The sequence below is a fragment of the Streptomyces sp. NPDC051561 genome, from assembly GCF_044454195.1.
Taxonomy (GTDB): domain Bacteria; phylum Actinomycetota; class Actinomycetes; order Streptomycetales; family Streptomycetaceae; genus Streptomyces.
The window spans coordinates 86,806-111,768 of record NZ_JBITDM010000005.1 but is presented as its reverse complement, the minus strand read 5'-3'; the positions used below and the strand labels follow the sequence as shown (position 1 = coordinate 111,768).

Genomic DNA, 24,963 nt, shown 5'->3' with positions numbered 1-24,963 from the left:
TGAGGCTGTGAGCAGCGACGATGAGCAGGGCCGGGAGCCCGCGGGGCAGGAACCGGAGCAGCTTGCGTTGCTCCGGGACATGGTGCGTGAGGCGAAGGTACCGAAGGCCAAGCCGCGAACCTGGCGAGGGGCGCCGCTGGCCAGGGAGCTGCCGGTGGCCAGGGTCATGGTGAACAAGGGCGTGCTGCACCTCGACCGCTACTTCGACTACGCGGTGACCGAGGAACTGGACGCGCAGGCGCAGCCGGGGGTACGGGTACGGGTGCGGTTCGGCGCCGGCGCGCACCGGGTGCGGGACGGGCGGCGCGAGGGCGGTGGGCTGATCGACGGGTTCATCGTCGAGCGGGTGGCGGAGTCGGACTATCAGGGGGCGCTGGCGGCGCTGGCGCAAGTGGTGTCCCCGGAGCCGGTGTTGAGCCCGGAGCTGCTGGGGCTGGCGCGGGCGGTGGCGGACCGGTACGCGGGGAGCCTCGCCGATGTGCTGCAACTGGCGATTCCGCCCCGCAACGCGCGGGCGGAGAAGAAGGCGTTTCCTCCCGCGCTGCCGGCGCCTGCCGTGCCCGAGGCGGGGAGTTGGGGGAGGTACGAGCAGGGGGCCGCCTTCCTGGAGTCGCTGGCCCGGGGTGGGTCGCCGCGGGCCGTGTGGACCGCTCTGCCGGGACCGATGTGGGCGCGGGAGATCGCGCGGGCGGTGGGGGCGACGCTGGCCTCCGGGCGGGGGGCGCTGGTCGTGGTGCCCGACGGACGGAGTGTGGAGCGGGTGGACAGGGCGCTCGGTGAGGTGCTGGGGGAGGGGCGGCATGCGGTGCTGACCGCCGACGCCGGTCCGGAGAAGAGGTACCGGGAGTGGCTGGCGGTGCGGCGGGGGGCGGTGCGGGCCGCGGTGGGCACGAGGGCCGCCATGTTCGCGCCGGTCCGGGACCTCGGTCTGGTGGTGGTGTGGGACGACGGCGACTCCAACCTCAGTGAGCAGCACGCGCCGTTGCCGCACGCCCGGGAGGTGCTGGAGCTGCGGGCCACCCAGGACAAGTGCGGGTTTCTGCTGGGGAGTACGAGCTGCACGGTCGAGGCCGCGCAGCTCGTCGCGAGCGGGTGGGCGCGGCCGCTGGTGGCGCCGCGTGAGCAGGTACGGCTGGCGGCGCCCCTCGTACGGACCGTGGGCGACCAGGAGCTGGCGCGGGACGAGGCGGCGCGGGCCGCCCGGCTGCCCAGTCTGGCCTGGCAGACCGTGCGGCAGGGGCTGAAGAGCGGGCCGGTGCTGGTGCAGGTGCCGCGCCGGGGGTATGTGCCGAGGTTGGCGTGCGAGAGGTGCCGGACGCCGGCCCGGTGCAAGCACTGTGCGGGGCCTCTGGAGGCGCCCGACGCACGGGATCTGCACTGCGGGTGGTGCGGGCGGACGGACGAGCGGTGGGTCTGCACGGAGTGCGGCTTCAACCGGCTGCGGGCACAGATCGTGGGGGCGCGGCGGACGGCGGAGGAACTGGGACGGGCGTTTCCGGCGGTGCCGGTGCGGACCTCAGGGCGTGACCACGTGCTGGATGTGGTGCCGGGGGAGCCCGCGCTGGTGGTGAGTACGCCGGGGGCGGAGCCGGTGGCTGAGGGCGGCTACGCGGCGGCGTTGCTGCTCGACGGCTGGGCGATGCTCGGGCGGCCCGATCTGCGGGCCGGGGAGGACGCGCTGCGGCGGTGGATCGCGGCCGCGTCGCTGGTGCGTGGGCAGGAGGCGGGCGGCACGGTGGTGATCGTGGCGGAGCCGACGTTGCGTCCGGTGCAGGCGCTGGTGCGGTGGGACCCGGTCGGCAATGCGCAGCGGGAGTTGGCGGAGCGGGCCGAGCTGGGCTTTCCGCCGGTGTCACGGATGGCTTCGGTGAGTGGGCGGGAGGGGGAGGTGGAGGAGTTCCTGGGGATGACGGAACTTCCGGCGGAGGCGGAGGTGTTGGGGCCGATTCCGTTGCCGGTGGCGGATGCGGGGCGGCCTCGGCGGGCGCAGGATACGCCGGTGGGGGAGCGGTGGGAGAGGGCTTTGGTGCGGGTGCCGCCGGGGCGGGGGGCGGCGTTGGCGGCGGCGCTGAAGGTGGCGCAGGCGGGGAGGATGGCGCGGGGGGGCGGTGGGGGTGAGGGGGTACGGATTCGGGTGGATCCGCCGGATATTGGTTAGGGGGCGGCCCCGCCGCCCAAGGGGGCTATCAGGAGTGAGAGGGCGGGCGGGGCCGTCGCCCAGGGGGGATACAAAGGTGAGCGGGGGTTCTGGGCAGCGGGGCGCCCCCTGGCGGGGCAGGGGGCGCTGGGGGCGGAGTGGGTCAGCCGTTGCGGGGGCTTGGGAAGGAGGCGGGGCGCGATTCTTCGCGGAGGGACTGGCTGGAGGCCGTGGGCTGGGGCGGCATGGAGCGGGCGGCAGGGACCGCGGGGAGGATGCCGGGCATCGTCCGGGTGGTGGCCGGGGCCGTCGCTGTCGCGGTGGTTCCGGTGGTGGAGGATGCCGGGGCGGGGACCGCGGACGGCAGAGCGGGGGAGTGGGGTCCGGCGGGTGACGGGATCGTGGGGTCCGCGGCGTTGTGGTCCGGGGTGGTCGCGGCCGTGGACTGGGCCACTGCCCGGCGGGCGCCGTAACGGCGGTGCACCGCCTGCTTGGTGACCCCGAGCGCCGAGCCCACCGCGTCCCACGAGAAACCGAGCGAGCGGTCGAAGTCCACCGCGGCGGTCACCAGGGTCTCGACGCTGTCCCGCAGTTCCTGCGCGAGGCGGACGGTCGGAGCGGGGGCCCGTCCGTACACGACGAAGCCCGTGGAAGGTCCTGAGCGGCGCGGGCGGTACACATTGCCCAGCTGGGCGGTGAGGGTACGCAGCGCGTCCACCTGCCGGCGGACCCGCTCGATGTCCCGTACCAACAGGTGCAGGCTGGCCCGCGCTTGGGCGTCGTGGGTTGCGTGGTCGGCCATGAAGAAGCCTCTCGAACCGGCGTGGATGAAGAAGGACGAAGAAGGACGGGGCCGTCAGGTTGACGACCCGTTTCGGTCAATCTCTTTTGACCAACGCGCCACCCGGTGTTGTGGTCACGCTCCAGGGGCGTGTCCGCATATGCGCGGGGCGCACGGACATCCGTACGCCCCCTCGGGCACGCAACGGCCCGCGCCCATAGACTGGTGCGCTGCCCGATTCCGTACCCGAGAGGCCCGTATCTTCATGAAGCTCGTCTTCGCCGGTACCCCCGAGGTCGCCGTGCCCGCCCTGGACGCCCTGATCGCCTCCCGGCACGAGGTCGTCGCCGTGGTGACCCGCCCCGACGCTCCGGCCGGACGCGGTCGCAGGCTGGTCGCCAGCCCGGTGGCGGAGCGGGCCGAGGAAGCCGGGATCGAGGTGCTCAAGCCGGTGAAGCCGCGCGACGAGGAGTTCCTGGCGCGGTTGCGGGAGATCGGGCCCGACTGCTGTCCGGTGGTCGCGTACGGCGCGCTGCTGCCCAAGGTGGCGTTGGACGTGCCCGCGCACGGGTGGGTCAACCTGCACTTCTCGCTGCTGCCCGCGTGGCGCGGGGCCGCCCCCGTGCAGCACTCGGTGATGGCGGGGGACGAGGTGACCGGTGCGTCGACCTTCCTGATCGAGCAGGGGCTGGACTCGGGGCCCGTGTACGGGGTCGTCACCGAGGACGTACGTCCCACCGACACCAGCGGTGACCTGCTGACCCGGCTCGCCTTCGCCGGGTCCGGGCTGCTCGTGGCGACCATGGACGGCATTGAGGACGGCACCCTGAAGGCGGTGCCGCAGCCCGCCGAGGGGATCACCCTGGCCCCGAAGATCACCGTCGAGGACGCCCGGATCGACTGGCACGCGCCCGCGCTCCGGGTGGACCGGGTGGTGCGGGGCTGCACACCCGCGCCCGGTGCCTGGACGGTCTTCCGCGGTGAGCGGCTGAAGCTGGTGCAGGCGGGCCTGGCCGCGGATCGGACCGAGCTGGCGCCCGGCGAGCTGGCGGCCGGTAAGAACGACGTCCATGTCGGCACCGGTTCGCACGCCGTGGAGCTGCTCTGGGTGCAGCCGCAGGGCAAGAAGCCGATGAAGGCCGCGGACTGGGCGCGTGGGGTGCGGATCGCTCCGAATGAGCGGGTCGGCGCGTAGCGACGTCAGGCAGGGCGGTGGTGGGAGACGGGTGGGCGAGCGGCTGACCAAGGCGGACGTACGCTGAGAGGGTTCGACCCTTTCGACAAGCGGAGCACCTTTTGAGCGACCAGAAGCCCCGGCAGAACGCCCCGAAGTCCGGGAACGGCGGCCCGAAGTCAGGGAACGGCGGCCGGAGCGGCCAGGCCCGCAAGCCCTACAAGCCGCACCGCAAGCCCCAGAAGGACCCCGTCCGCTTCCTCGCCTTCGAGGCGCTGCGCGCCGTCGACGAGCGGGACGCGTACGCCAACCTGGTGCTGCCCCCGCTGCTGAAGAAGGCCCGCGAGAAGAACGCGGAGTTCGACAACCGCGACGCCGCACTCGCCACCGAGCTGGTCTACGGCACGCTGCGCAGGCAGGGCACCTACGACTCGGTCATCGCGGCCTGCATCGACCGGCCGCTGCGCGAGGTGGACCCGCCGGTGCTCGATGTGCTGGCGCTCGGCGCGCACCAGTTGCTCGGTACCCGCATCCCGACCCACGCCGCCGTCTCGGCGAGCGTGGAGCTGGCGCGGGTGGTACTCGGTGAGGGGCGGGCCAAGTTCGTCAACGCCGTACTGCGGAAGATCTCCAAGCAGGATCTCGAAGCCTGGGTGGAGCAGGTCGCGCCGCCGTACGAGGACGATGCCGAGCAGCACCTCGCGGTCGTCCACTCGCACCCGCGCTGGGTCGTCTCGGCGCTGTGGGACGCGCTGGGCGGCGGCCGGGGCGGCATCGAGGACCTGCTGGAGGCCGACAACGAGCGGCCCGAGGTGACCCTGGTCGCCCGGCCGGGACGCTCCACCACCGACGAACTGCTCGATGTGCTCGGCGAGGAGTCCGGGCTGCCGGGCCGCTGGTCGCCGTATGCCGTACGGATGGCGGAGGGCGGCGAGCCGGGGGCGCTGGAGGCGGTCCGGGACGGACGTGCCGGTGTGCAGGACGAGGGCAGCCAGCTGGTGGCCCTCGCCCTCGCGAACGCCCCCGTGGACGGGCCCGACGAGCGGTGGCTCGACGGCTGTGCGGGTCCCGGCGGCAAGGCGGCGCTGCTCGCCGCACTCGCCTCCGAGCGGGGCGCCGCGCTGCTGGCCTCGGAGAAACTGCCCCACCGGGCGCGGCTGGTGGAGCAGGCGCTCGCCGGGAACCCCGGGCCCTACCAGGTCATCGCCGCCGACGGCACCCGCCCGCCGTGGCTGCCCGGCACCTTCGACCGGGTCCTGATGGACGTGCCGTGCTCGGGTCTGGGCGCACTGCGCCGCCGCCCCGAGTCGCGGTGGCGGCGTCGCCCGGAGGACCTGGAGGGCTTTGCTCCGCTCCAGCGGGAGCTGCTGCGACAGGCGTTGAAGGCGGTACGGGTCGGTGGCGTCGTCGGTTACGCGACCTGCTCGCCGCACCTGGCCGAGACGCGGGTCGTCGTGGACGACGTGATCAGGGGCAAGGGCGCCGGCAACGAGCCTTTCGAGGTGGAGTGGCTCGACGCGAGGCCGCTGATGCCCGGGGTCTCGGCGCTGGGTGACGGCCCCGACGTACAGCTGTGGCCGCATGTGCACGGCACCGACGCGATGTATCTGGCGCTGCTGCGACGCACGGCCTGAGCCGGGGCGGGACGCCCGTGGGGCGGGGCAGTTGACCGGGGGCGCCGCCCCCGGGTCCCCGCTCCTCGGGCCGCCCGCACAGGAGAACCGCATCCCGGTCGGGGAACTGCCCCGGTACATGGCAGGCTTGGGGCATGGCAGCGCAGATCAATCCCAGCATCCTGTCCGCGGACTTCGCCCGGCTCGCCGACGAGGCCAAGGCCGTCGAGGGCGCCGACTGGCTCCATGTCGACGTCATGGACAACCACTTCGTGCCGAACCTGACGCTCGGGGTGCCGATCGTCGAGTCGCTGAGCAGGGCCACGGATATTCCGCTGGACTGCCACCTGATGATCGAGGACCCGGACCGCTGGGCGCCGCAGTTCGTGGAGGCCGGCGCCGGGTCGGTGACCTTCCACGCCGAGGCGGCCGCCGCTCCGGTGCGTACCGCCCGGGAAATCCGTGCCAAGGGCGCCCGTGCCTCCATGGCGCTCAAGCCGGCGACGCCCATCGAGCCGTACGAGGACCTGCTGCCCGAGCTGGACATGCTGCTGATCATGACGGTTGAGCCGGGCTTCGGCGGACAGTCGTTCCTGGACATCATGCTGCCGAAGATCCGCCGGACCCGGCAGCTGATCTCCAAGCACGGTCTGGAGCTGTGGCTCCAGGTGGACGGCGGAGTCTCCGCCTCCACCATCGAGCGGTGCGCGGAGGCGGGTGCGGACGTCTTCGTCGCGGGCTCCGCCGTCTACAACACCGACGACCCGGCCGCCGCTGTCCGTATGCTGCGCAACCAGGCCGACGAGGCGACCGGTAAGGCACCCTGGGCCTGCGCCCACTGACTGGTCGCACCGGTTCCCTTGCCGCAGCGATACGGCGACGGTAATAAGAAGGCAAAATGAACGGGGCCCCTCAGGGCTGATCAAGGTACGTCGCATCTGACAGGATGAACGACGAACCATTGTGTGAACGTGAAACAGAGGTAAGGAGATCGCGGTGTCTGCGATGTCAGCGGGCCGGTCGGCCATGCGGATGGGACCCGCTGAGCTGGTGCAGGCGGCGGCCATGGCCCGCCGTTTCTACTTGGAGGGCAAGTCCAAGATCCAGATCGCCGAGGAGTTCGGTGTGAGCCGCTTCAAGGTGGCCCGGGTCCTGGAGACCGCCCTGGAACGCGATCTCGTACGGATCGAGATCCGTGTCCCGGCCGAACTGGACGCGGAGCGTTCCGACGCCCTGCGCGCCCGGTACGGGCTGCGGCACGCGGTGGTCGTGGAGTCCCCGGCGGACGCCGCCGACGACGCCCCGGATCCGGAGAACCTGGGCGAGGTCGCCGCGGATCTCCTCGGTGAACTGGTCAACGAGGGCGATGTGCTGGGCCTGGCCTGGGGCCGGTCCACGATCCACATGGCCGCCGCCCTGCACCACCTGCCGCCGTGCACGGTCGTGCAGCTCACCGGTGTGTACGACGCGGGCACCGCCGAGCGCGGCTCCGTCGAGGCGGTCCGCAGGGCGGCCCAGGTCTCCGGCGGCGAGGCGCACCCCATCTACGCCCCGATGCTGCTGCCCGACCCGGCGACGGCCGCCGCCCTGCGCAACCAGACCGGGATCGCACGCGCCTTCGAGTACTTTGACAAGGTGACCGTGGCGTGTGTGTCCATCGGTTCCTGGGAGCCGGGTATCTCGACCGTTCACGACATGCTCACCGACGAGGAGCGCGCGCACTACGCCTCGCTCGGCGTCGCCGCCGAGACCTCCGCGCACCTCTTCGACTCGGAGGGCCGCCGGGTCGGCCGCGACCTCGGCGAGCGCTGCATCACCGTCGAGGCGGACCGGCTCCGGCGCATACCCGAGGTGGTCGCCATCGCGGGCGGGCTGCGCAAGGCCGCGGCGATCGACGCGGTGCTCCGCTCCGGCCTGGTGACCAGCCTGGTCACGGACACGGCCGCCGCGGACTACCTGCTGAGCGCGGGCGGGACGCCGCCGCGTCCGGCGCTGGACCGGGCGGACCCGGACGACTGAGCCTTTGTGCGTACGACAAAGGGGGCGCTTGGCTTGATGCCGGGCGCCCCCTTTGGAGCATCCGCCCACTCCACCTCGTCCGCCCTGGAGGATCCGCCCAGCGCGCAAAACCGGACACTCGTGGGATAATCGAGTACGTGCGTTTTCCCCCGGGCTGAAATGCCCCGGGGCCAACACCGAACGACTGGATGTTCCGCGCGTGCGTTTCCTCAACGATCTCAAGCCGCCGTACGACCTCACGTACGACGACGTCTTCATGGTGCCGAGCCGCTCCGCGGTCGGTTCCCGCCAGGGTGTGGACCTCTCCGCCCCCGACGGCACCGGCACCACGATCCCGCTGGTCGTCGCCAACATGACCGCCATCGCCGGCCGCCGCATGGCCGAGACGATGGCCCGCCGCGGCGGCCTCGTCGTCATCCCGCAGGACATCCCGATCGAGGTCGTCACCGAGGTCGTGGGCTGGGTCAAGACCCGCCACCTCGTCCTCGACACACCGATCGTGCTGGCCCCGACCCAGACCGTCGCCGAAGCGCTCTCGCTGCTGCCCAAGCGCGCGCACAACGCCGGTGTGGTGGTCGACGCGGACCAGAAGCCGGTCGGCGTCGTCACCGACCAGGACCTGGCCGGCGTCGACCGCTTCACCCAGCTCTCCGAGGTCATGTCCAAGGACCTGGTGCTGCTCGACGCGGACATCGACCCGCGCGAGGCCTTCAACAAGCTGGACGCCGCCAACCGCCGCTACGCCCCCGCCGTGGACAAGGACGGCCGCCTGGCCGGCATCCTGACCCGCAAGGGCGCCCTGCGCGCGACCCTCTACACCCCCGCCACCGACGCCAACGGCCGTCTGCGTATCGCGGCCGCCGTCGGCATCAACGGCGATGTCGCAGGCAAGGCCAAGCAGCTGCTCGACGCGGGCGTCGACACCCTCGTGGTGGACACCGCGCACGGCCACCAGGAGTCGATGATCGCCGCGGTCAGGGCCGTGCGCGCGCTCGACCCGCAGGTCCCGATCGTGGCCGGCAACATCGTCGCCGCCGAGGGCGTCAAGGACCTCATCGAGGCGGGCGCCGACATCATCAAGGTCGGTGTGGGCCCCGGCGCCATGTGCACCACCCGGATGATGACCGGCGTCGGCCGGCCGCAGTTCTCCGCCGTCATGGAGTGCGCCGCCGAGGCCAGGAAGCACGGCAAGCACGTCTGGGCCGACGGCGGTGTCCGCCACCCGCGCGACGTGGCGATGGCGCTGGCCGCCGGTGCGTCCAACGTGATGGTCGGTTCCTGGTTCGCCGGTACGTACGAGAGCCCCGGCGACCTCCAGCAGTCGGCCGACGGCCGCTGGTACAAGGAGTCGTTCGGCATGGCGTCCGCGCGCGCGGTCAAGAACCGCACCAGCGAGGAGTCGGCGTACGACCGCGCCCGCAAGGCGATCTTCGAGGAGGGCATCTCCACCTCGCGGATGTTCCTGGACCCGTCGCGTCCGGGCGTCGAGGACCTGATCGACTCGATCATCGCGGGCGTCCGTTCCTCCTGCACCTACGCCGGTGCGGCCTCCCTGGAGGAGTTCGCCGAGAAGGCGATCGTCGGTGTGCAGAGCGCCGCCGGTTACGCGGAGGGCAAGCCGCTGCACGCCAGCTGGAGCTAGTACGGAGTGATCCTCCGGGTTCAACCGGCAAGGCCCGCCTCCCCGTTGGGGAGGCGGGCCTTCGGCGTTCCGGGGTGCCCGATAGCCTGCCCGGACGGTGTTCGACGGGGAGGGACAGTCATGATCCGGGTGTTGCTGGCGGACGACGAGGCGATGATCAGGGCCGGGGTGCGCGCCATCCTGGGATCCGCGGACGACATCGAGGTCGTCGCCGAGGCCGCGGACGGGCACGAGGCGGTCGAGCTGGCGATCAAGCACCGGCCGGACGTCTGTCTGCTCGACATCAGGATGCCCAGGGCGGACGGGCTCCGGGCCGCCGAGGAGCTGCGGCGGCTGCTGCCCGGCACGGCGGTGATGATGCTGACCACCTTCTCCGAGGACGCGTACATCGCGAGCGCGCTCGGATCGGGCGCGGCCGGGTTCGTCCTGAAGTCCGGTGACCCCCGGGAGCTGATCGCCGGGGTGCAGGCCGTCGCCGAAGGCGGCGCGTACCTCTCGCCGACCGTCGCCCGGCGCGTCATCACCCACCTCGGTACCGGCCGACTGGGCAAGGAGGCGTCCGCCCGCGCCCGGATCGAGCAGCTGAGCGCGCGGGAGCGCGAAGTGCTCGCGCTGGTCGGGGCCGGACTCTCCAACGCCGACATCGCCCGCCAACTGCACGTCGTCGAGGGCACGGTGAAGGCGTACGTCAGCCAGATCCTGGCCCGGCTCGACTTCAGGAACCGGGTCCAGGCGGCGATCCTCGCGTACGAGGCGGGGCTCGTCCCGGGGGAGTGAGGGGCCGCGTCGCACCGGCGGGAGGCCGGCACGGAAGGGCGCCACAGGGGGTTTGGGGTGGATTGCCCGGGGGAGGTGTCAGTGGATCGGTGCTGTCGAGGTGGTGTTGAATAAATTTGCAGCGCGTGGACGCGAATGGCGGGCCTGCCTTCGGGTACACGCGCCCTTGCGCTGATACACCGATGAAGGGGAGGACACCGTGTCCATGGCGACCGCAGTCCCGACTGGCACCACGCGTGGAATGTCCGTGGTCGCACCCGCGGAGCAGGAACTTCCGCACGTGGAAAGTCCGTCGGAGGTAGCCCCGAAGGATGCCCGTGAGCTGTCGAGGATCTTCTTCGCCAGGCTCGCCGTCCTGGAGGAGGGCACGCATGAGTACCAGTACGCCCGCAACACGCTGATCGAGCTCAATCTGGCCCTGGTGAAGTACGCGGCCACCCGGTTCCGCAACCGCTCCGACCAGATGGAAGACATCGTGCAGGTCGGCACGATCGGTCTGATCAAGGCCATCGACAGGTTCGAGCTGACCCGCGAGGTCGAGTTCGCCACCTTCGCCATGCCGTGCATCGTGGGCGAGATCAAGCGGTTCTTCCGGGACACCAGCTGGTCCGTGCATGTGCCGCGTCGGCTCCAGGAGTTGCGGATAGACCTGGCCAAGGCTTCCGACGTGCTCTTCCAGCAGTTCGACCGGGCACCGACCACCGCGGAGCTGGCCGCCTATCTGGACATGGAGCCGGAGGAGATCGTCGAAGGACTGGTCGCCTCCAACGGCTACACCGCGGGCTCCATCGACATCCCGCTCGACGACGGCGCCGACTCCGGTTCGCAGACCCTCGCCGACCGGCTCGGTGACACCGACGCCGACCTGGAGATCGTGGAGAACGTCCAGGCACTCAAGCCGCTCATCGAGGAACTCGACGAGCGCGACAAGCAGATCCTGAGCATGCGCTACGGCGCGGAGATGACGCAGTCGCAGATCGGGGCCGAGCTGGGGGTCTCCCAGATGCAGGTCTCCCGGCTGCTGACGCGCATCACCAAGAGGCTGCGGGAGGGGCTGCTCACCCAGGAGTGAGCGGGCGCCGCGCGCAAGTGAATGAGTAGTTCAAGTGAATGAGTGGTTCCGGAGCCTGGCCACCCCTGGGAGGGTGACCGGGCTCCGGCACGTGGTACCGCCCCGGGCGGCAGGATGTGCCTGGCAGACGTACGGCGTCAGCAGGCAGGACGTACGGACCCGGCAGCCCCGTTCGGGGCCTGTGTCTAAACCCCGGCCGGGCGCAGCCATGTCGCGCTGACCCGCTTGCCCTCCGGCAGCCGGTGTACTTCCACCTGGCCCGCCAGGCGCATCACCATGTGCCAGCCGAAACCGCCACCGCCGGAGAAGTCCGGCTCGCGTGCCACCGGGGGATCAGGGCTGGAGTCGTCCATCTCGATCACCAGCCGCCCCTGTCCGGCGCGCAGTCGCAGCCGCCACCAGCCGGAGGTGTGCCGGACGGCGTTGGTCACCAGCTCGCTGACCACCAGCAGCACCGCGTCGAAATCGGCCCAGGGGCAGTGCTGGGTCAGATAGGCGGCGGCGGTCTCCCGGGCGGATGCGCTGTCCCCCTGCGCTCCTCGCGGTGAATCCAAGACAACCACGGGCGGCTCCTTAGTCATCAACCGCTCGCATACCCCGATGTCAGCAACTCATTTCCCCTGCGACCCCCTCAGTTGTGAGCGCGTGCGGTGAAGGCAGACTCCGGGTCCGGGAAGGCGCGGAACACCGCGTCGAGCCCGGTGATCCGGAATATCTTCGCCACCATCGGACCCACCCCACTGACCACGATGTCCGCGCCCGCCGCCTGCGCCACCTTGCGCGCGATGATCAGCATCGTGATGCCCGTGGAGTCGAAGAAGGTCAGCCCGGAAAGCTCCAGAACGAGCAGCTTGCCCGGGGAGAGGGCCAGGTGGACCAGGACCGAGCGCAGCTGCGGCGAGTTGTCGAAGTCGAGGTCGCCGCCGATGGTCACCACCAGCCCGTCGGGCAACTCCCGGACGCTGACGGTCAGTTCACGGTCACTGTCCCAGGACTTGTCACCACTGGATTTGTCACGGTTCATGCGCTGTCCTCGCGGGTGCGGCGTACGGTCAGGGCCACCGTGTCGTCCGGATGCAGGATCACGGTGTGCATATCGGCGGCGATGGCGCCGGGGATCTTCTCTATCGGCAGATGGCGGTGGCGTCCGGCCGCTTCCTGGAGCCTGCGCTCCCCCTCGCGGGGGTCCCGTCTGCTCTCGGTCAGGCCGTCGGTGTAGAGCACCAGCAGATCGCCGGGTGCCAGTTCCTCGTACAGCAGGCGCTCGCTGCCCGGCAGCGGATAGCCGATGCCGCGCCCGCGCACGTCCAGGAACTCCGTGGAGCCGTCCTCCCGTACCACCAGGGCAGGCGGATGGGAGCCGTTGGCGAGAGTCAGGCCCCCGCCCGACGGGTTGATCCGGGCGAGGAGCACCGTCGCCATCAGCTCGCGGTCGAAGGGCAGCAGGATCTCGTCGGTGCGCTCCACGATCGAGTCCAGCGGGTGGCCTTCGAGGGCCAGTGTCCGTACGGCGTGGGTGACGTTGAGGGCGCTGCGGGTGCTGGTGACGCCATGGCCCAGGGCGTCGACCAGGGTGATGTGCACCCGGCCGTCGGGCAGCAGGAACCAGTCGTAGAGGTCGCCGCCGGTCGGGGCGTCGGTGCCGGCCGGCTCGTAGTGCACCGCCATCTCCAGGCCGTCGACCCGGACCGGCGGCGGCCGCAGGGCGTCCTCCAGCTCGCGCAGCATCTGGCCGTGCGCGCGCCTCAACTGCTCGTCCCGCTCCTCCAGTTGGACATAGAGGGCGAGTACGCCGCTGTTGGTCTCGGCCAGCTCGTGCTTGAGCCGCTTGTGGTCCTCGGCGAGCCTGTCGGCGCGGGCGACGGCGGCGCGCAGCTCCTCCTCCAGGAGGTCGGCGACACCGGGGGCGCCGGTCGTCGGGACCGGGGCGCGGGGCGGCGGCTCGGCGGACTGGGGCAGGTGCCAGACCGCCGCCGCGCCCGGCATCCGGTGGGCGGGCAGCGGGAGATCCTTCAGCGACGGCGGGCGGGGGGCCAGCGGGGTGCGCAGCCGGACAGTGAGTGCGGTGCGCCCGCTGTCCGGGTCGGCCTCCCGGCTGACGTGCAGCGACACCGACCGCCCCGCCCCCAGCTCCCCCGCGGCCACCTGGGACACCGCGAGCGCCAGCCGGGCCCGCAGCTCGACCGGCAGTCGCAGCTGGTGCGCCAGGCGGCGCAGGGTGCTGCGCAACCCGAGGAGGGAGTGGTGGGTGGTGCTGTGCGGGATCATGCGTCTCTTCTCGGGATTCCGTGCGGGCCCGCCGGGGTGGGGCCGGGTGCTGCGGTGGCCGGGCCGGATGATGCCGGAGCCGGGGAGCCGGTGGCGAGCACGGTCGCGTCGTCGCGGCTGCGCCGGAAGTCGTGGGCGAGCGAGGCCACCAGGAGCGGCGGCGGCAGCCGCAGCAGGAACGGGGCCGCGTCGTGCGTCCAGCGGTTGTCGATGCCGTCGCTGTGCAGCACCAGCGTGGAGCCGGGGGGTACCGCGACGCGCTGGACGCGTGGCAGCGGCATGTTCCAGCCGACCACCCCGGGCACCCCCGTCAGCCGCGAGCGCACCCCGTCGAAGCCGACCACCTGGGTGCGCACATTGCCGATCGAACAGTGCTCGGCGTCCCCGCCGGGCCGCAGCCGCAGCAGCCCCACCGCGGCGCCCCGGGTGTGTCGCAGTGCCCGGTGCAGCGCGGTCATCAGGGTGGGCAGCGGCAGCGAGGGGTCCCGGTGGAAGGCCCGCAGCGCTGCCTCGGTGGCCTCGGCGGCGGGCGGTCCGTGCCCGAGGCCGTCCACCACCAGCACGGTCCGCTGCCCCGTCTCCGTATCGGAAACGGCCCAGCCGTCGCCGCAGCGCTCCTCGCTCTCCACCGGCAGACAGAGCGCCGCCAGGTCGGGACCGGGGGCGGGCCGGGCGCCCGGGGCGGTGATGCGGGCGCAGATCAGGGTGCCCAGGCCCGGCCTGGTGCGCAGGGTGAACTCGGAGGCGATCCGCCGGACCGCGCCGAGCCCCGAGCCGAGGGTGCCGGTGGTGGTGAAGCCGTCGGTGAGGGCGGCGCCCAGGTCGGGGATGCCGGGGCCCCGGTCCGCGGCCAGAATCTCCAGGCCCGCGCGCAGCGGCAGCGGCTGTACGAACACCGAGCCCTCCTGCGCGTGCTTGGCGATGTTGCTCGCCAGCTCGCTGGCCAGGACCGCCGCCCGGTCGGGCAGGGACCCCGGCAGCGCACTGTCCAGGGCGATCCGCCTCGCGGTGGCCGCCGCGAGATGGACCGCGCTGTAGTGGTCGATCCGGACGCGCGTGGAGACGGGCGGGCACATGCCCGGCCGGTCCGCGCGGGAGGGTTCCGGTGCGGCGGACATCAGCGGACGTTCCAGCGGGTGGCGACGATGGTGGTGCCCCGGCCGGTCGCGTCCGGGCTTGTGGTGCTGCGCACCGAGAACTCGTGCATCAGCCGCCGCGCCCCGCCGAGCCCGTGGCCGAGCCCCGCCCCGGTGGTGAAACCGTCCGTCAGCGCCGTGTCCAGGTCCGGGATGCCGGGCCCTTCGTCGCTCACGGTCAGCCGCAGCCCGCGCTTGCCGCCCTGCCGCACCTGCTCGATGGCCAGGCTGCCGCCACCCCCGTGGATATAGGCGTTGCGGGCCAGTTCGCTGGCGGCCGTGACGATCCGGGTCTGGTCGACCAGACCGAAACCGGCCTCGACGGTGGCGGCCCGCACCGCGTGGCGGATCGTCAGCAGGTCCTCCTCGGTGACGACGGCATATCTCCCGACGGCCTTCGGGGGCGACTCCTGCCGCGCGGCGAACTCCGTCGTGTGGGTCAGCTTTTCATCGTAGAGAGTCACGGGGGGCCTCCGCAGCGGGCCGGGGCATTCGCTGCCAGCCCAGCGTGAGCAGACCCTGCTCCGCGTTGAGGGCCGTCTCCACTCCGGTCAGTTGCAGACCGAGCTCGACCAGGGTGATCGCCACCGCGGGCCGCATGCCCGCCACGATCACCCGGGCGCCCAACAGTCGCGCCATGGTGGTGAGTTCCATCAGGGTGCGGGCCACGAACGAGTCGATGATCTCCAGCCGGGAGATGTCGATCAGGACGCCCCGGGCCGCGTCGCTGACGATCCGGGTGGTCAGCTCGTCGGTGAAGGCGAGTGCGGCCTTGTCGTCCAGCTCGTTCAGCAGACCCGTCACCAGGACATCGCCGAGCCGCAGGATCGGCACCCCGGTCTGCTGCGGAATCCGGGGCATGCCCGGAGCGTCGTTCATGGGCGTCATGGCCCCGCCGGGGCGTGGCTGTCGGAGACCGATGGCTGGTCGGTGAGGCGGACCGCGGCGGCCAGCGCGTCGGCCAGGGTCGCCCGGGTCAGAATCGTGGACAGGTCGATGCCCAGCTGGGCGATGGTCTGTGCGATCGGCGGGCGGATGCCGGAGATCACACAGTCCGCGCCCATCAGCCGTACCGCGTTGACCGTGTGCATCAGGTGCTGGGCGACGGCGGTGTCGACGGCCGGGACCCCGGTGATGTCGATGATCGCGACCTTCGCCTCGTGGTCCTGGATGCCCTGCAGCAGGTTCTCCATCACCACCTGGGTGCGCGCGGTGTCCAGGGTGCCGATCAGTGGCACCGCGAGGACGTGGTGCCACAGCCTGACCACCGGGGTGGACAGTTCCATCAGCTGACGGGACTGCCGCTGGATGATCTCCTCGCGCCCCTCGACGTACGTCTCGAAGGAGAGCGCGCCGGCCGCGTCCAGCAGCCGGTTCACCAGCACCGCGGCGGAAAACAGCTCGGCGGTGTCCTTGGTGGTGTGCTGCATCGCCTCAAGCAGTGCCTCCTTGAGCGAGAGCACCGCCAGGGAGGTCGCGGTGGGGGTGGCGCCCGCGCGGGCCCGGCGCAGCGACAGCTCGATGACCGTCCTGCGCAGCTCGTGCTGGGAGGTCACCAGCCGTTCCACGGGTACGTCGCTCGCCAGCCCGGCGCTGAGGGCGGAGATCAGCAGATCCGCCTCCTCGCGCAGCTCGAACTCACTCATGTCCGCGCCGAGGGTGGACCGGTCCAACTGGAGCCGCACCCATCGGTCCGCGATCTCCTGTTCCCGCTCCCGCAGGGCGTCCAGAAGGCTGTCGCGCACGGTTGTCTCGCTGGTACTCACACACACCTCTCGCTGTCGGCGTCGGCCTGCCGGTTGACACAGCCCGCCTCGCCCCGGTTACCCCGCCCGGCGCAACCCATGCGTTGCATCTCCCCCAGCTGCTCGGGGCCGCCCCGCTTCCCTCCGCGACAGCAGTTCCCCCATCGCCGTCGCGACCGCGTCCGCGAGGACCGCATGCCCCTCGTCATTGGGGTGCAGTCCGTCCGCGAGGTGCTCGGGGCCGAGCAGTCCGTGCCCCGGCAGCAGCGCCAGCCGCTCGTCGCCTGCCGCGATCCGCTCCCGTACGACGTCCTCCAGCGCGTCCCGCAGTTCGGCGAGCGTAGCCCCGAGCGGGTTCGGGGCCTGCTCGGCCGCGGGTCGCAGCACGGGGGAGAGGACGAGCAGCGGGGTGCGCGGATGACCTTGCCGTACGAGGGCGAGGAAGGCCCGCGCCGTCTCGGTCAGCAGCGGCGGTGTGAAGGGGGTGCACCCCCAGCAGTTGGTGCCGAAGGCGAGGGTGAGGGCCTCGGCGGGGACACGGGCGAGGTGCTGGGCCACGGCCAGCTCACCGCGTCCGGCGCCCGCGTGGCCGAGGTTCACCGTGTCCAGGCCGAGAGCGCGTCCGGCCGCCGCGGGCCAGGCGTGCGCGGGCCGGGTGGACCACCATCCCTCGGTGATGGAGTCGCCGTGCACCAGCCAGCGGGGGCGCGGCGGGGCGGGCTCTATACGACCGCCCAGGCCGCGTATGCCAAGGAAGTGCGGAGACTGCGACTCGGGTGGATAGACCGTGAACGGGCCCTGGGCGGGCGGGAGTTCGAGACGTACCACCGACTCGTCGGCCGGATCGGCCAGCACCTCGGCCCACTGCCGGCCGTCCGCCCACAGCCCGAACGCGTGCGGTACGTCGCCGGGCTCGGCCCGGTAGTGCAGCTCGACCGCGTCCGCCCCGTACGCGACGAACTCCAGCCGCACGCCCACCGGCACCCCCGCCCGCTCCAGCACGTCCCACGGCAGCCGGTCCAGGTCGCCGGGATCGGCCCGCACGGGCTGCCCGTCCTCGTCACGCCACGCCACTCCACGCAGAAAGTGCCCCGGATCCAGCCAGGTCATCGACGCCTCCCTCGGTCCGCCGGCGGCAGCGGCCGGTCACTGGACAGCCTGCCCGGCCCGGAGGGTGGACATGAGCCGAACGGCTGTAAGGGCAGACCTGGCGGACGAGTTGACGTACCGGACAAAAAGGAAATCGAAAGTAGGGGCGCAATAAAGAGTCGCGCACGTCGGATGTACGCAATGATCATCCGTCGATGCGCAAGGTTGCTGCATTACGAGTGGGAACGGACACCTCATAGGCTTCACCGCTGTACGTGGAGTGGCGGCGACCGCCTGCTCGGCGGTTCCCGGGCTCCGGCTGCTTCGTCATGCCTGCGAGACCTGTGCCCCGCCGTGGTCGCCGCCGCCCGTTGAGGCAGCGATAAGGAGCCACCCCCGTGTTGGATCAAGGCGCAGCGCCACCCGTCGTCCCACCGTCCCCCCGCAGGACCGGTGGGTCCCCGCTGTTCCGCCTCAAGCCGGTCGAGCGGCTGGTCAACGAGGGTGGCAAGGGTGAGGGCGGCTCGCTCAGGCGCTCGCTCTCGATGTGGCAGCTGACCATGATCAGCATCGGTGCCACCCTGGGCACCGGAATCTTCGTCGTCCTTGGCGAAGCAGTTCCCAAGGCCGGCCCCGCCGTCACGATCTCCTTCGTGATCGCCGGTCTCACCGCGCTCTTCTCGGCCCTCTCGTACGCCGAACTGGCAGGCAGCATCCCGGTTTCCGGGTCCTCCTACTCGTATGCGTACGCAACGATGGGTGAGCTCGTCGCCTGGATCTGCGGCTGGTGCCTGGTCCTGGAGTACGGCGTCTCGGTCGCGGCGGTGGCCGTCGGCTGGGGCGAGTACCTCAATGAATTCCTCGACGGGACGATCGGCGTCACCATCCCCGACGCCCTGTCCGCCCCGCCCGGCGACGGCGGCATATTCAACCTCCCCGCGCTCGTCGTGGTGCTGCTCGCGATGGCCTTCCTGCTCGGTGGAGCGCGTGAGTCCGCCCGCGCCAACACGATCATGGTCGCGGTGAAGATCGGCGCCCTGCTGCTCTTCTGCGTGATCGGCTTCCTCGGCTTCAAGTCCGGCAACTACGCCGACTTCATGCCGCTGGGCACGGCGGGCGTCAGCGCCGCCGGTGCCTCCCTCTTCTTCTCGTACATCGGCTTCGACGCCGCCTCCACCGCCGGTGAGGAAGCGAAGAACCCGCAGCGCGACCTGCCGCGCGCGATCATGCTCTCGCTGATCATCGTGACCACGCTGTACGTCCTGGTCGCGGCCGTCGCCGTCGGCGCCCGCAACTGGAAGGGCTTCGAGGGTTCGGAGGCCGCGCTCGCCGGGATCATGAAGGACGTCACCGGGCAGGCCTTCTGGGGCACCCTGCTCGCCGCCGGCGCCGTCATCGCGATCGCCAGCGTGGTGCTGACCGTGCTGTACGGCCAGACCCGCGTCCTGTTCGCGATGTCCCGCGACGGCCTGGTGCCGAAGGTCTTCGCCAAGGTCAGCCCGAAGACCCGGACACCCCGGGTGAACACGGTCATCGTGTCGCTGTTCTGCGGCATCCTGGCCGCCGCGATCCCGCTCGGCAACCTGGTCGACGCCACCAGCATCGGCACGCTCTTCGCCTTCGGCCTGGTCAATATCGCGGTGGTGATCCTGCGCTACACCCGCCGCGACCTGAAGCGGACCTTCCGGGTGCCGCTCGGCCCGGTCTTCCCGATCCTCGGCTTCGTCTTCTGCGTCTACAACATGTTCGGGCTCGGCTCCGCGACCTGGGTGGTCTTCGGAATCTGGATGGCCGCCGGACTCGTGTTCTACTTCGGATACGGCATGCGCCACTCCCAGCTGGCGAAGGGCGCGCCGGAGAAGACCTCCGTAGACGCGTAGAAATGTGATCCACCCGCAGTGCGACTGAACGATCTCGACGAGCGCATCGTCCATGCCCTGGCGGAGGACGCCCGGCGTTCGTACGCCGACATCGGTTCCCTGGTCGGCCTGTCCGCCCCCGCGGTCAAGCGGCGGGTGGACCGGCTGCGGGCGGAAGGCGCCATCACCGGGTTCACCGTGCGGGTGGACCCGGCGGCGCTGGGCTGGGAGACCGAGGGCTTCATCGAGATCTACTGCCGGCGCAACACCTCGCCCGAGGCGATCAACCGAGGGCTGGAGCGGTACCCCGAGATCGCGTCCGCCTCCACCGTCACCGGGGAGGCGGACGCGATCGTCCAGGTCTTCGCCTCCGACATGCGCCACTTCGAGCGGGTGCTGGAGCGGATCGCGGGGGAGCCGTTCGTGGAGCGGACGAAGTCGGTACTGGTGCTCTCGCCGCTGCTGCGGAGGTTCTCGTCCGGATCACCGGCCTAGGAAGCGCCCACCCCGAAGCCCCCTGCGCGACGTCAGGCGCGGGGGGCTCCGCGCTGTCCGGGGCGGGTGGGGGAGCGGGGCGCGGCTGCCCCGCGGACGCAGCCCCGGCCCCCGCACAACAAATCGCCACCGACACCCCTTCTGACGCAACGGATACGCACTCGGTGCGCAACGCTCGCGCCTTGTCGGGGGTGAGGACCGGCCCGTACCGTCATTACGTCCTCCCCCACCCTTCGCACACCGCCCGAGGTCAGCCATGCCGTCGTCGACGCCGCCGCTCCGTACCGCCCTGCTCCAGAGCTCCGGGCGTCCCGGTTCCGTGGCCGCGAATCTGAAGGCGCTCGACGAGGCGGCCGCCCGGGCGGCGGACGCCGGGGCCGGGCTGCTGGTCTGCCCGGAGATGTTCCTGACCGGATACGCGATCGGCGAGGACGTCCACCGGCTGGCCGAGAGTGCGGACGGGGACGCCGCCGACGCGGTCGCGGACATCGCCGTACGGCACGGGCTCGCGGTCGTCTACGGCTACCCGGAGCGCGACGACGACAAGGTCTACAACTCCGCCCAGCTGATCGACTCCACCGGCACCCGCCTCGCCAACTACCGCAAGACCCACCTCTTCGGTGGCTTCGAGCAGGACAGCTTCACCCCCGGTGAAGTGCCGGTCGTGCAGGCGGAGCTGGGCGGACTGCGGATCGGGCTGATGATCTGCTACGACGTGGAGTTCCCGGAGAACGTACGGGCGCACGCGCTGGCGGGCACCGATCTGCTGCTGGTCCCGACCGCCCAGATGCACCCCTTCCAGTTCGTCGCCGAGGCGGTCGTCCCGGTGCGCGCCTGGGAGAACCAGATGTACGTCGCGTACGTCAACCGGACCGGCCCGGAGGGCGAGTTCGAGTTCGTCGGGCTGAGCTGCCTGGCGAGCCCCGACGGCGCCACCCGGCTGCGTGCCGGACGCGGCGAGGAACTGCTGGTCGGCGAGGTGGACGGCGCACTGCTGCGTGCCTCGCGCGAGACCAATCCGTATCTGCGCGACCGACGCCCGGGGCTGTACGCCTCCCTGGTCTGATCCCGGGCCCTCCCTGGTCCGACCCCAGGCCCCCTGGTCCGACCACCCCCTCACTTCGCCCTGCCCAGCTAGGAGTCCGTACCCCATGACGTCCACGGTGCCCACCGCCGTCCAGCACACCGACGCGCAGCCGCCGATCACCATGTTCGGTCCGGACTTCCCGTACGCGTACGACGACTTCCTGGCCCACCCGGCGGGCCTCGGCCAGATACCCGCGACCGAACAGGGCAGCGAGGTCGCCGTCATCGGTGGCGGGCTGTCCGGCATCGTCGCGGCGTACGAGCTGATGAAGATGGGCCTCAAGCCCGTCGTGTACGAGGCCGACCAGATCGGCGGCCGGCTGCGGACCGTCGGCTTCGACGGACCCGAGACCGAGGGGCTGACGGCGGAGATGGGCGCGATGCGCTTCCCGCCGTCCTCGACCGCGCTCCAGCACTACATCGACCTGGTGGGGCTGAAGACGAGCCCGTTCCCCAACCCGCTCGCCCCGGAGACCCCCTCGACGGTCGTCGACCTCAAGGGTGAGTCGCACTACGCGGAGACGGTGGACGACCTCCCGCAGGTCTACCGGGACGTGGCCGCCGCCTGGAACGCCTGTCTGGAGGAGGGCGCCGACTTCTCCGACATGAACCAGGCGATGCGCGAGCGCGACGTGCCGCGCATCCGTGAGATCTGGGCCGAGCTCGTCGAGAAGCTCGACAACCAGACCTTCTACGGGTTCCTCTGCGAGTCCAAGGCCTTCAAGTCCTTCCGGCACCGCGAGATCTTCGGCCAGGTCGGCTTCGGCACGGGCGGCTGGGACACCGACTTCCCGAACTCCATCCTGGAGATCCTGCGCGTCGTCTACACCGAGGCCGACGACCACCACCGGGGCATCGACGGCGGCAGCCAGCAGCTTCCGCTGCGCCTCTGGGAGCGCGAGCCCGAGAAGATCGTCCACTGGGCGCAGAGCACCTCGCTGGCCAAGCTGCACGGGGGCGAGCCCAGGCCCGCCGTGACCCGGCTGCACCGGACGGCCAAGAACGGGATCACCGTCACCGACGCCTCCGGCGACATCCGCACCTACCGGGCGGCGATCTTCACCGCCCAGTCCTGGCTGCTGCTCTCCAAGATCTCCTGCGACGACTCGCTGTTCCCCATCGACCACTGGACGGCGATGGAGCGGACCCACTACATGGAGTCCTCCAAGCTCTTCGTGCCGGTGGACCGGCCGTTCTGGCTGGACAAGGCCGTCGACGACAGGGGGAACCCGACCGGGCGGGACGTGATGTCGATGACGCTCACCGACCGGATGACCCGGGGCACGTACCTCCTGGACGACGGCCCGGACAAGCCGGCCACCATCTGCCTCTCGTACACCTGGTGCGACGACAGCCTGAAGTGGCTGCCGCTGACCGCGAACGAGCGGATGGAGGTCATGCTCAAGTCGCTCGGCGAGATCTACCCGAAGGTCGACATCCGGAAGCACATCATCGGCAACCCGGTGACCGTGTCCTGGGAGAACGAGCCCTACTTCATGGGCGCCTTCAAGGCCAACCTGCCGGGCCACTACCGCTACCAGCGGCGCCTGTTCACCCACTTCATGCAGGACCGCCTCCCCGAGGACAAGCGCGGCATCTTCCTCGCGGGCGACGACATCTCCTGGACGGCGGGCTGGGCCGAGGGCGCGATCCAGACCGCGCTGAACGCGGTCTGGGGTGTGATGCACCACTTCGGCGGCGCCACCGACGGCACCAACCCTGGCCCGGGCGACGTGTACGACGAGATCGCGCCGGTGGAGCTGCCGGAGGACTGAGGGCCCGAGTCCGCACCCCCACCGCGGGGCGGACAATGGCCTTCAGCGCAGGGGAGTCAGCAGACACCGGCCCACCAGGCCGACCCCCGCGTCCATGCGCTGCGCGAACTCCTGCGAGAGATCCGGGAGTTCGCGCAGTCCCCAGAGGACCCGGGCCGCCGACCAGGCCGCGTCCCTGGCCCGCTCCAGACTCCAGGTGCCCACCAGATGGGTCAGCGGGTCGGCGATCTCCAGCAGGTCCGGGCCCGGCATCAGGTCCTCGCGGATCCGCTCCTCCAGTGCCGCCAGGGTGTCCCCGACCCGGTCGAACTCGCCCTCCAGGGCGGCGGGTTCGCACCCCAGTGCCGCAGCGGTGTCGACCACCGCGAGCGCCAGGTCGTGCCCGATGTGCGCGTTGATTCCCGCGAGCGCGAACTGCAGCGGCCGTACGCCCGGATGGCGCCGGTACTGGAACAGCGGGCGCCAGCAGGCGGGCGTACGGCGACCCGCGGCGGCCGCGTCCACGGCGCCCAGATATCGTTCCGCGAAGAGCACACCCAGCGTGGCCGCGGCGCGCGGGCGGGGAAACCGCCCGCCGTCGATCTGCCGGCCGAGTTCCTCGGTCACGGTCAGATAGACCCGGTTGAAGACCGCCACCCCGTCAGTGGGGGGCCACTCGTAGCGAACGTTGCGCATCCGTTCCACCACGGAGCGCACGGACGACGGCGGGGTGAGCAGTTCGGCGGGCCGTGTACGGTCCCTTTGAACTGCGAAGTGCTCGATCTGTGCCATGGGGGCAGCGTCCCAGTCATAGGCTTTGCACGATGCAGCCGGGCCGGGGCTTCCCCAGAACGAGGGAACGAGAGCCCCCGGAACCCGGGGGGAAGGGGGGAGAGACACGGTGTCAGGCATAACCGGCCCACGCCGGAACCGCCGCGTCGAAGGCAGACGTGGCGACAGCACCATGACGGGTGCTGAGAGCGCCGGGAGCGAGGCGGACCAGGTGGTCGGCCCGGACTCGGGTGCCGCTTCGGGTTCCAGACGGGCGGCGCGGGCAGCCCGTCGACCGGGCAGCGGCCCGGGCGGCCGTGAAAAGCGGGTGAACGCTGCCACCCTGCGCGGTGCGATGGCCGTGGTCGCCTCGGCCGTGGTGGCCGTCGGCACGGTCACCGGAGTGGTCTCCGCGACCTCCGGCGACAAGGACCGCACCACCGCGAGCCCCGAGGTGACGAGGACGCCGCAGATGCCACCGCTGCCCGCGGCGCCCAGCCCGTCACCCACCACCGCCTCACCGTCGCCGACCGCAACCGCCACCGCGACGAAGAAGCCGGCCCCCAAGCCGCCCCCCAAGAAGAAGCCCGCACCGCCCAGGAATCAGAGCGCACCGGTCTCCGGCAGCCTCTACCTGCACCCGGAGTCCCAGGTTCTGGACTGGGTACGGGCGAACCGGGGCGACCCGCGGCACGCGCTCATCCAGTCGAAGATCGCCGCGCAGCCGGCCGCCGTGTGGTTCGCCGAGTTCAATCCGTCGACCATCACCAGCAGGGTCAGGGCGGTGACCGCCGGTGCGGCGGCAGCGGGCCGGGTGCCCGTCGTCGTCCCGTACGCGATCCCCGAGCGGGACTGCGGCGGCGCCTCGCAGGGCGGTGCGCCGGACTACGGGTCGTACGACAGCTGGATCAAGAAGTTCGCGGCCGGGCTCGGCAGCGGGGACGCCATCGTCATTCTGGAGCCCGACTCGATCGCCCTCACCGAGTGCCTCTCGGCGGGCCAGCGGGCCACCCGCTTCGCCGCGCTCTCCCGCGCCGGGCAGGCCATCCACGCGGCCAACCCGCGCGCCCGCGTCTACTTCGACGGGGGCCACTCCGGCTGGCACAGCCCCGGCAAGATGGCGGGCTATCTGCGCCAGGCCAACGCCGCGACCAGCAGCGACGGCATCTTCACCAATGTGTCGAACTTCCACCGCACCTCCGACGAGGTCGCCTACGCGCGCGGGGTGCTCGCGGCGCTGGGCGGGCCGTCCTCACTGGGCGCGGTCATCGACACCAGCCGCAACGGCAACGGCGCCCCGGCCGCGGGCCAGTGGTGCGACCCGTCGGGCCGTGCGCTCGGCCGCCCGCCGACGACCAACACCGGTGAGTCGCGCATCGACGCGTATCTCTGGGTCAAGCTGCCGGGCGAGTCCGACGGCTGCAAGGGGTCCGCGGGCAGCTTCACACCGGACTACGCGGTGGATCTGGCCAACGGCTGAGCAGCGGGTTCAAGGAAACAGCTGAGCAGCGGGGTTCAAGGAAACAGCGGACAGGAGAAAGCGCC

23 protein-coding genes are annotated in these 24,963 nt (G+C 71.5%); 13 read left to right on the top strand and 10 right to left on the bottom strand.

Annotation, left to right across the window (positions count from 1 at the left end; translation table 11 throughout):
- Nucleotides 1-7 precede the first annotated feature (7 nt).
- The gene (locus tag ACIA73_RS13925) at nt 8-2,158 is read left to right on the top strand and encodes a primosomal protein N' (protein ID WP_399438690.1); all 2,151 of its coding nucleotides are present in this window, start codon (nt 8-10) and stop codon (nt 2,156-2,158) included.
- A 142-nt stretch (nt 2,159-2,300) separates the two neighbouring features.
- Here the strand turns inward: ACIA73_RS13925 and ACIA73_RS13920 are convergent, their stop codons facing one another.
- A complete protein-coding gene (locus ACIA73_RS13920) occupies nt 2,301-2,939 on the bottom strand; it encodes a hypothetical protein (RefSeq protein ID WP_399438689.1) in 639 nt (212 codons plus the stop codon).
- 244 nt (nt 2,940-3,183) lie between these two features.
- On the opposite strand from ACIA73_RS13920, the gene fmt reads away from it, so the two are divergent.
- The 7 genes from fmt to ACIA73_RS13885 all read left to right on the top strand — a co-directional run bounded on the left by fmt (nt 3,184) and on the right by ACIA73_RS13885 (nt 11,215).
- Nucleotides 3,184-4,113 carry a methionyl-tRNA formyltransferase gene (gene fmt / locus ACIA73_RS13915; RefSeq protein WP_399438688.1) on the top strand — a complete coding sequence of 310 codons (930 nt, stop codon included), beginning with the start codon at nt 3,184-3,186 and terminating at the stop codon, nt 4,111-4,113.
- A gap of 101 nt (nt 4,114-4,214) precedes the next feature.
- The gene (locus tag ACIA73_RS13910) at nt 4,215-5,726 is read left to right on the top strand and encodes an RsmB/NOP family class I SAM-dependent RNA methyltransferase (RefSeq protein ID WP_399438687.1); all 1,512 of its coding nucleotides are present in this window, start codon (nt 4,215-4,217) and stop codon (nt 5,724-5,726) included.
- A gap of 134 nt (nt 5,727-5,860) precedes the next feature.
- Nucleotides 5,861-6,547: a ribulose-phosphate 3-epimerase gene (gene rpe, locus ACIA73_RS13905; protein WP_399438686.1), complete on the top strand. Its 687-nt coding sequence runs from the start codon at nt 5,861-5,863 to the stop codon at nt 6,545-6,547.
- A 163-nt stretch (nt 6,548-6,710) separates the two neighbouring features.
- Complete coding sequence (locus ACIA73_RS13900) at nt 6,711-7,724, top strand: sugar-binding transcriptional regulator (protein ID WP_399439030.1); 1,014 nt, start codon at nt 6,711-6,713, stop codon at nt 7,722-7,724.
- A gap of 199 nt (nt 7,725-7,923) precedes the next feature.
- On the top strand, nt 7,924-9,366 hold the full coding sequence (locus ACIA73_RS13895) for a GuaB1 family IMP dehydrogenase-related protein (protein WP_399438685.1): 1,443 nt from the start codon (nt 7,924-7,926) through the stop codon (nt 9,364-9,366).
- 120 nt (nt 9,367-9,486) lie between these two features.
- Entirely contained in the window at nt 9,487-10,143 is a 657-nt protein-coding gene (locus ACIA73_RS13890) for a response regulator (RefSeq protein WP_399438684.1), read from the top strand.
- 199 nt (nt 10,144-10,342) lie between these two features.
- Nucleotides 10,343-11,215, top strand: coding sequence for an RNA polymerase sigma factor SigF (locus ACIA73_RS13885; RefSeq protein WP_399438683.1), 873 nt, complete (start codon nt 10,343-10,345; stop codon nt 11,213-11,215).
- Nucleotides 11,216-11,400: 185 nt separating this feature from the next.
- Here the strand turns inward: ACIA73_RS13885 and ACIA73_RS13880 are convergent, their stop codons facing one another.
- From ACIA73_RS13880 to ACIA73_RS13845, 8 genes are all read right to left on the bottom strand, one after another.
- Nucleotides 11,401-11,778 carry an ATP-binding protein gene (locus ACIA73_RS13880; protein WP_399438682.1) on the bottom strand — a complete coding sequence of 126 codons (378 nt, stop codon included), beginning with the start codon at nt 11,776-11,778 and terminating at the stop codon, nt 11,401-11,403.
- Between the two features lie 68 nt (nt 11,779-11,846).
- Nucleotides 11,847-12,239 (bottom strand): STAS domain-containing protein, encoded by a 393-nt coding sequence (locus ACIA73_RS13875; protein ID WP_399438681.1) that lies wholly within the window; start codon nt 12,237-12,239, stop codon nt 11,847-11,849.
- Nucleotides 12,236-13,483 (bottom strand): PP2C family protein-serine/threonine phosphatase, encoded by a 1,248-nt coding sequence (locus tag ACIA73_RS13870; RefSeq protein ID WP_399438680.1) that lies wholly within the window; start codon nt 13,481-13,483, stop codon nt 12,236-12,238. Before ACIA73_RS13870 ends, ACIA73_RS13875 begins: the two co-directional genes overlap by 4 nt.
- Complete coding sequence (locus ACIA73_RS13865; protein ID WP_399438679.1) at nt 13,480-14,601, bottom strand: SpoIIE family protein phosphatase; 1,122 nt, start codon at nt 14,599-14,601, stop codon at nt 13,480-13,482. The genes ACIA73_RS13870 and ACIA73_RS13865 overlap by 4 nt, the downstream gene beginning before the upstream one ends.
- Nucleotides 14,601-15,062 (bottom strand): anti-sigma regulatory factor, encoded by a 462-nt coding sequence (locus ACIA73_RS13860; RefSeq protein ID WP_399439029.1) that lies wholly within the window; start codon nt 15,060-15,062, stop codon nt 14,601-14,603. The genes ACIA73_RS13865 and ACIA73_RS13860 overlap by 1 nt, the downstream gene beginning before the upstream one ends.
- A gap of 4 nt (nt 15,063-15,066) precedes the next feature.
- Nucleotides 15,067-15,498, bottom strand: coding sequence for an STAS domain-containing protein (locus ACIA73_RS13855; protein ID WP_399438678.1), 432 nt, complete (start codon nt 15,496-15,498; stop codon nt 15,067-15,069).
- Nucleotides 15,499-15,503: 5 nt separating this feature from the next.
- On the bottom strand, nt 15,504-16,385 hold the full coding sequence (locus tag ACIA73_RS13850) for an STAS domain-containing protein (protein WP_399438677.1): 882 nt from the start codon (nt 16,383-16,385) through the stop codon (nt 15,504-15,506).
- Between the two features lie 57 nt (nt 16,386-16,442).
- Nucleotides 16,443-17,474, bottom strand: coding sequence for a GDSL-type esterase/lipase family protein (locus tag ACIA73_RS13845; RefSeq protein WP_399438676.1), 1,032 nt, complete (start codon nt 17,472-17,474; stop codon nt 16,443-16,445).
- 377 nt (nt 17,475-17,851) lie between these two features.
- On the opposite strand from ACIA73_RS13845, the gene ACIA73_RS13840 reads away from it, so the two are divergent.
- From ACIA73_RS13840 to ACIA73_RS13825, 4 genes are all read left to right on the top strand, one after another.
- Entirely contained in the window at nt 17,852-19,333 is a 1,482-nt protein-coding gene (locus ACIA73_RS13840; protein WP_399438675.1) for an amino acid permease, read from the top strand.
- A gap of 18 nt (nt 19,334-19,351) precedes the next feature.
- Nucleotides 19,352-19,807, top strand: a complete 456-nt coding sequence (locus tag ACIA73_RS13835) for an Lrp/AsnC family transcriptional regulator (RefSeq protein WP_384355419.1) — start codon at nt 19,352-19,354, stop codon at nt 19,805-19,807.
- A gap of 256 nt (nt 19,808-20,063) precedes the next feature.
- Entirely contained in the window at nt 20,064-20,873 is an 810-nt protein-coding gene (locus tag ACIA73_RS13830) for a carbon-nitrogen hydrolase family protein (protein WP_399438674.1), read from the top strand.
- 85 nt (nt 20,874-20,958) lie between these two features.
- Complete coding sequence (locus ACIA73_RS13825) at nt 20,959-22,668, top strand: flavin monoamine oxidase family protein (RefSeq protein ID WP_399438673.1); 1,710 nt, start codon at nt 20,959-20,961, stop codon at nt 22,666-22,668.
- A 42-nt stretch (nt 22,669-22,710) separates the two neighbouring features.
- On the opposite strand, the gene ACIA73_RS13820 is transcribed toward ACIA73_RS13825, so the two are convergent.
- Nucleotides 22,711-23,439 (bottom strand): DUF5995 family protein, encoded by a 729-nt coding sequence (locus ACIA73_RS13820; protein WP_399438672.1) that lies wholly within the window; start codon nt 23,437-23,439, stop codon nt 22,711-22,713.
- A gap of 334 nt (nt 23,440-23,773) precedes the next feature.
- Here ACIA73_RS13820 and ACIA73_RS13815 point away from each other — a divergent pair, with 334 nt between their 5' ends.
- Nucleotides 23,774-24,898 carry a glycoside hydrolase family 6 protein gene (locus tag ACIA73_RS13815; RefSeq protein ID WP_399439028.1) on the top strand — a complete coding sequence of 375 codons (1,125 nt, stop codon included), beginning with the start codon at nt 23,774-23,776 and terminating at the stop codon, nt 24,896-24,898.
- Nucleotides 24,899-24,963 lie beyond the last annotated feature (65 nt).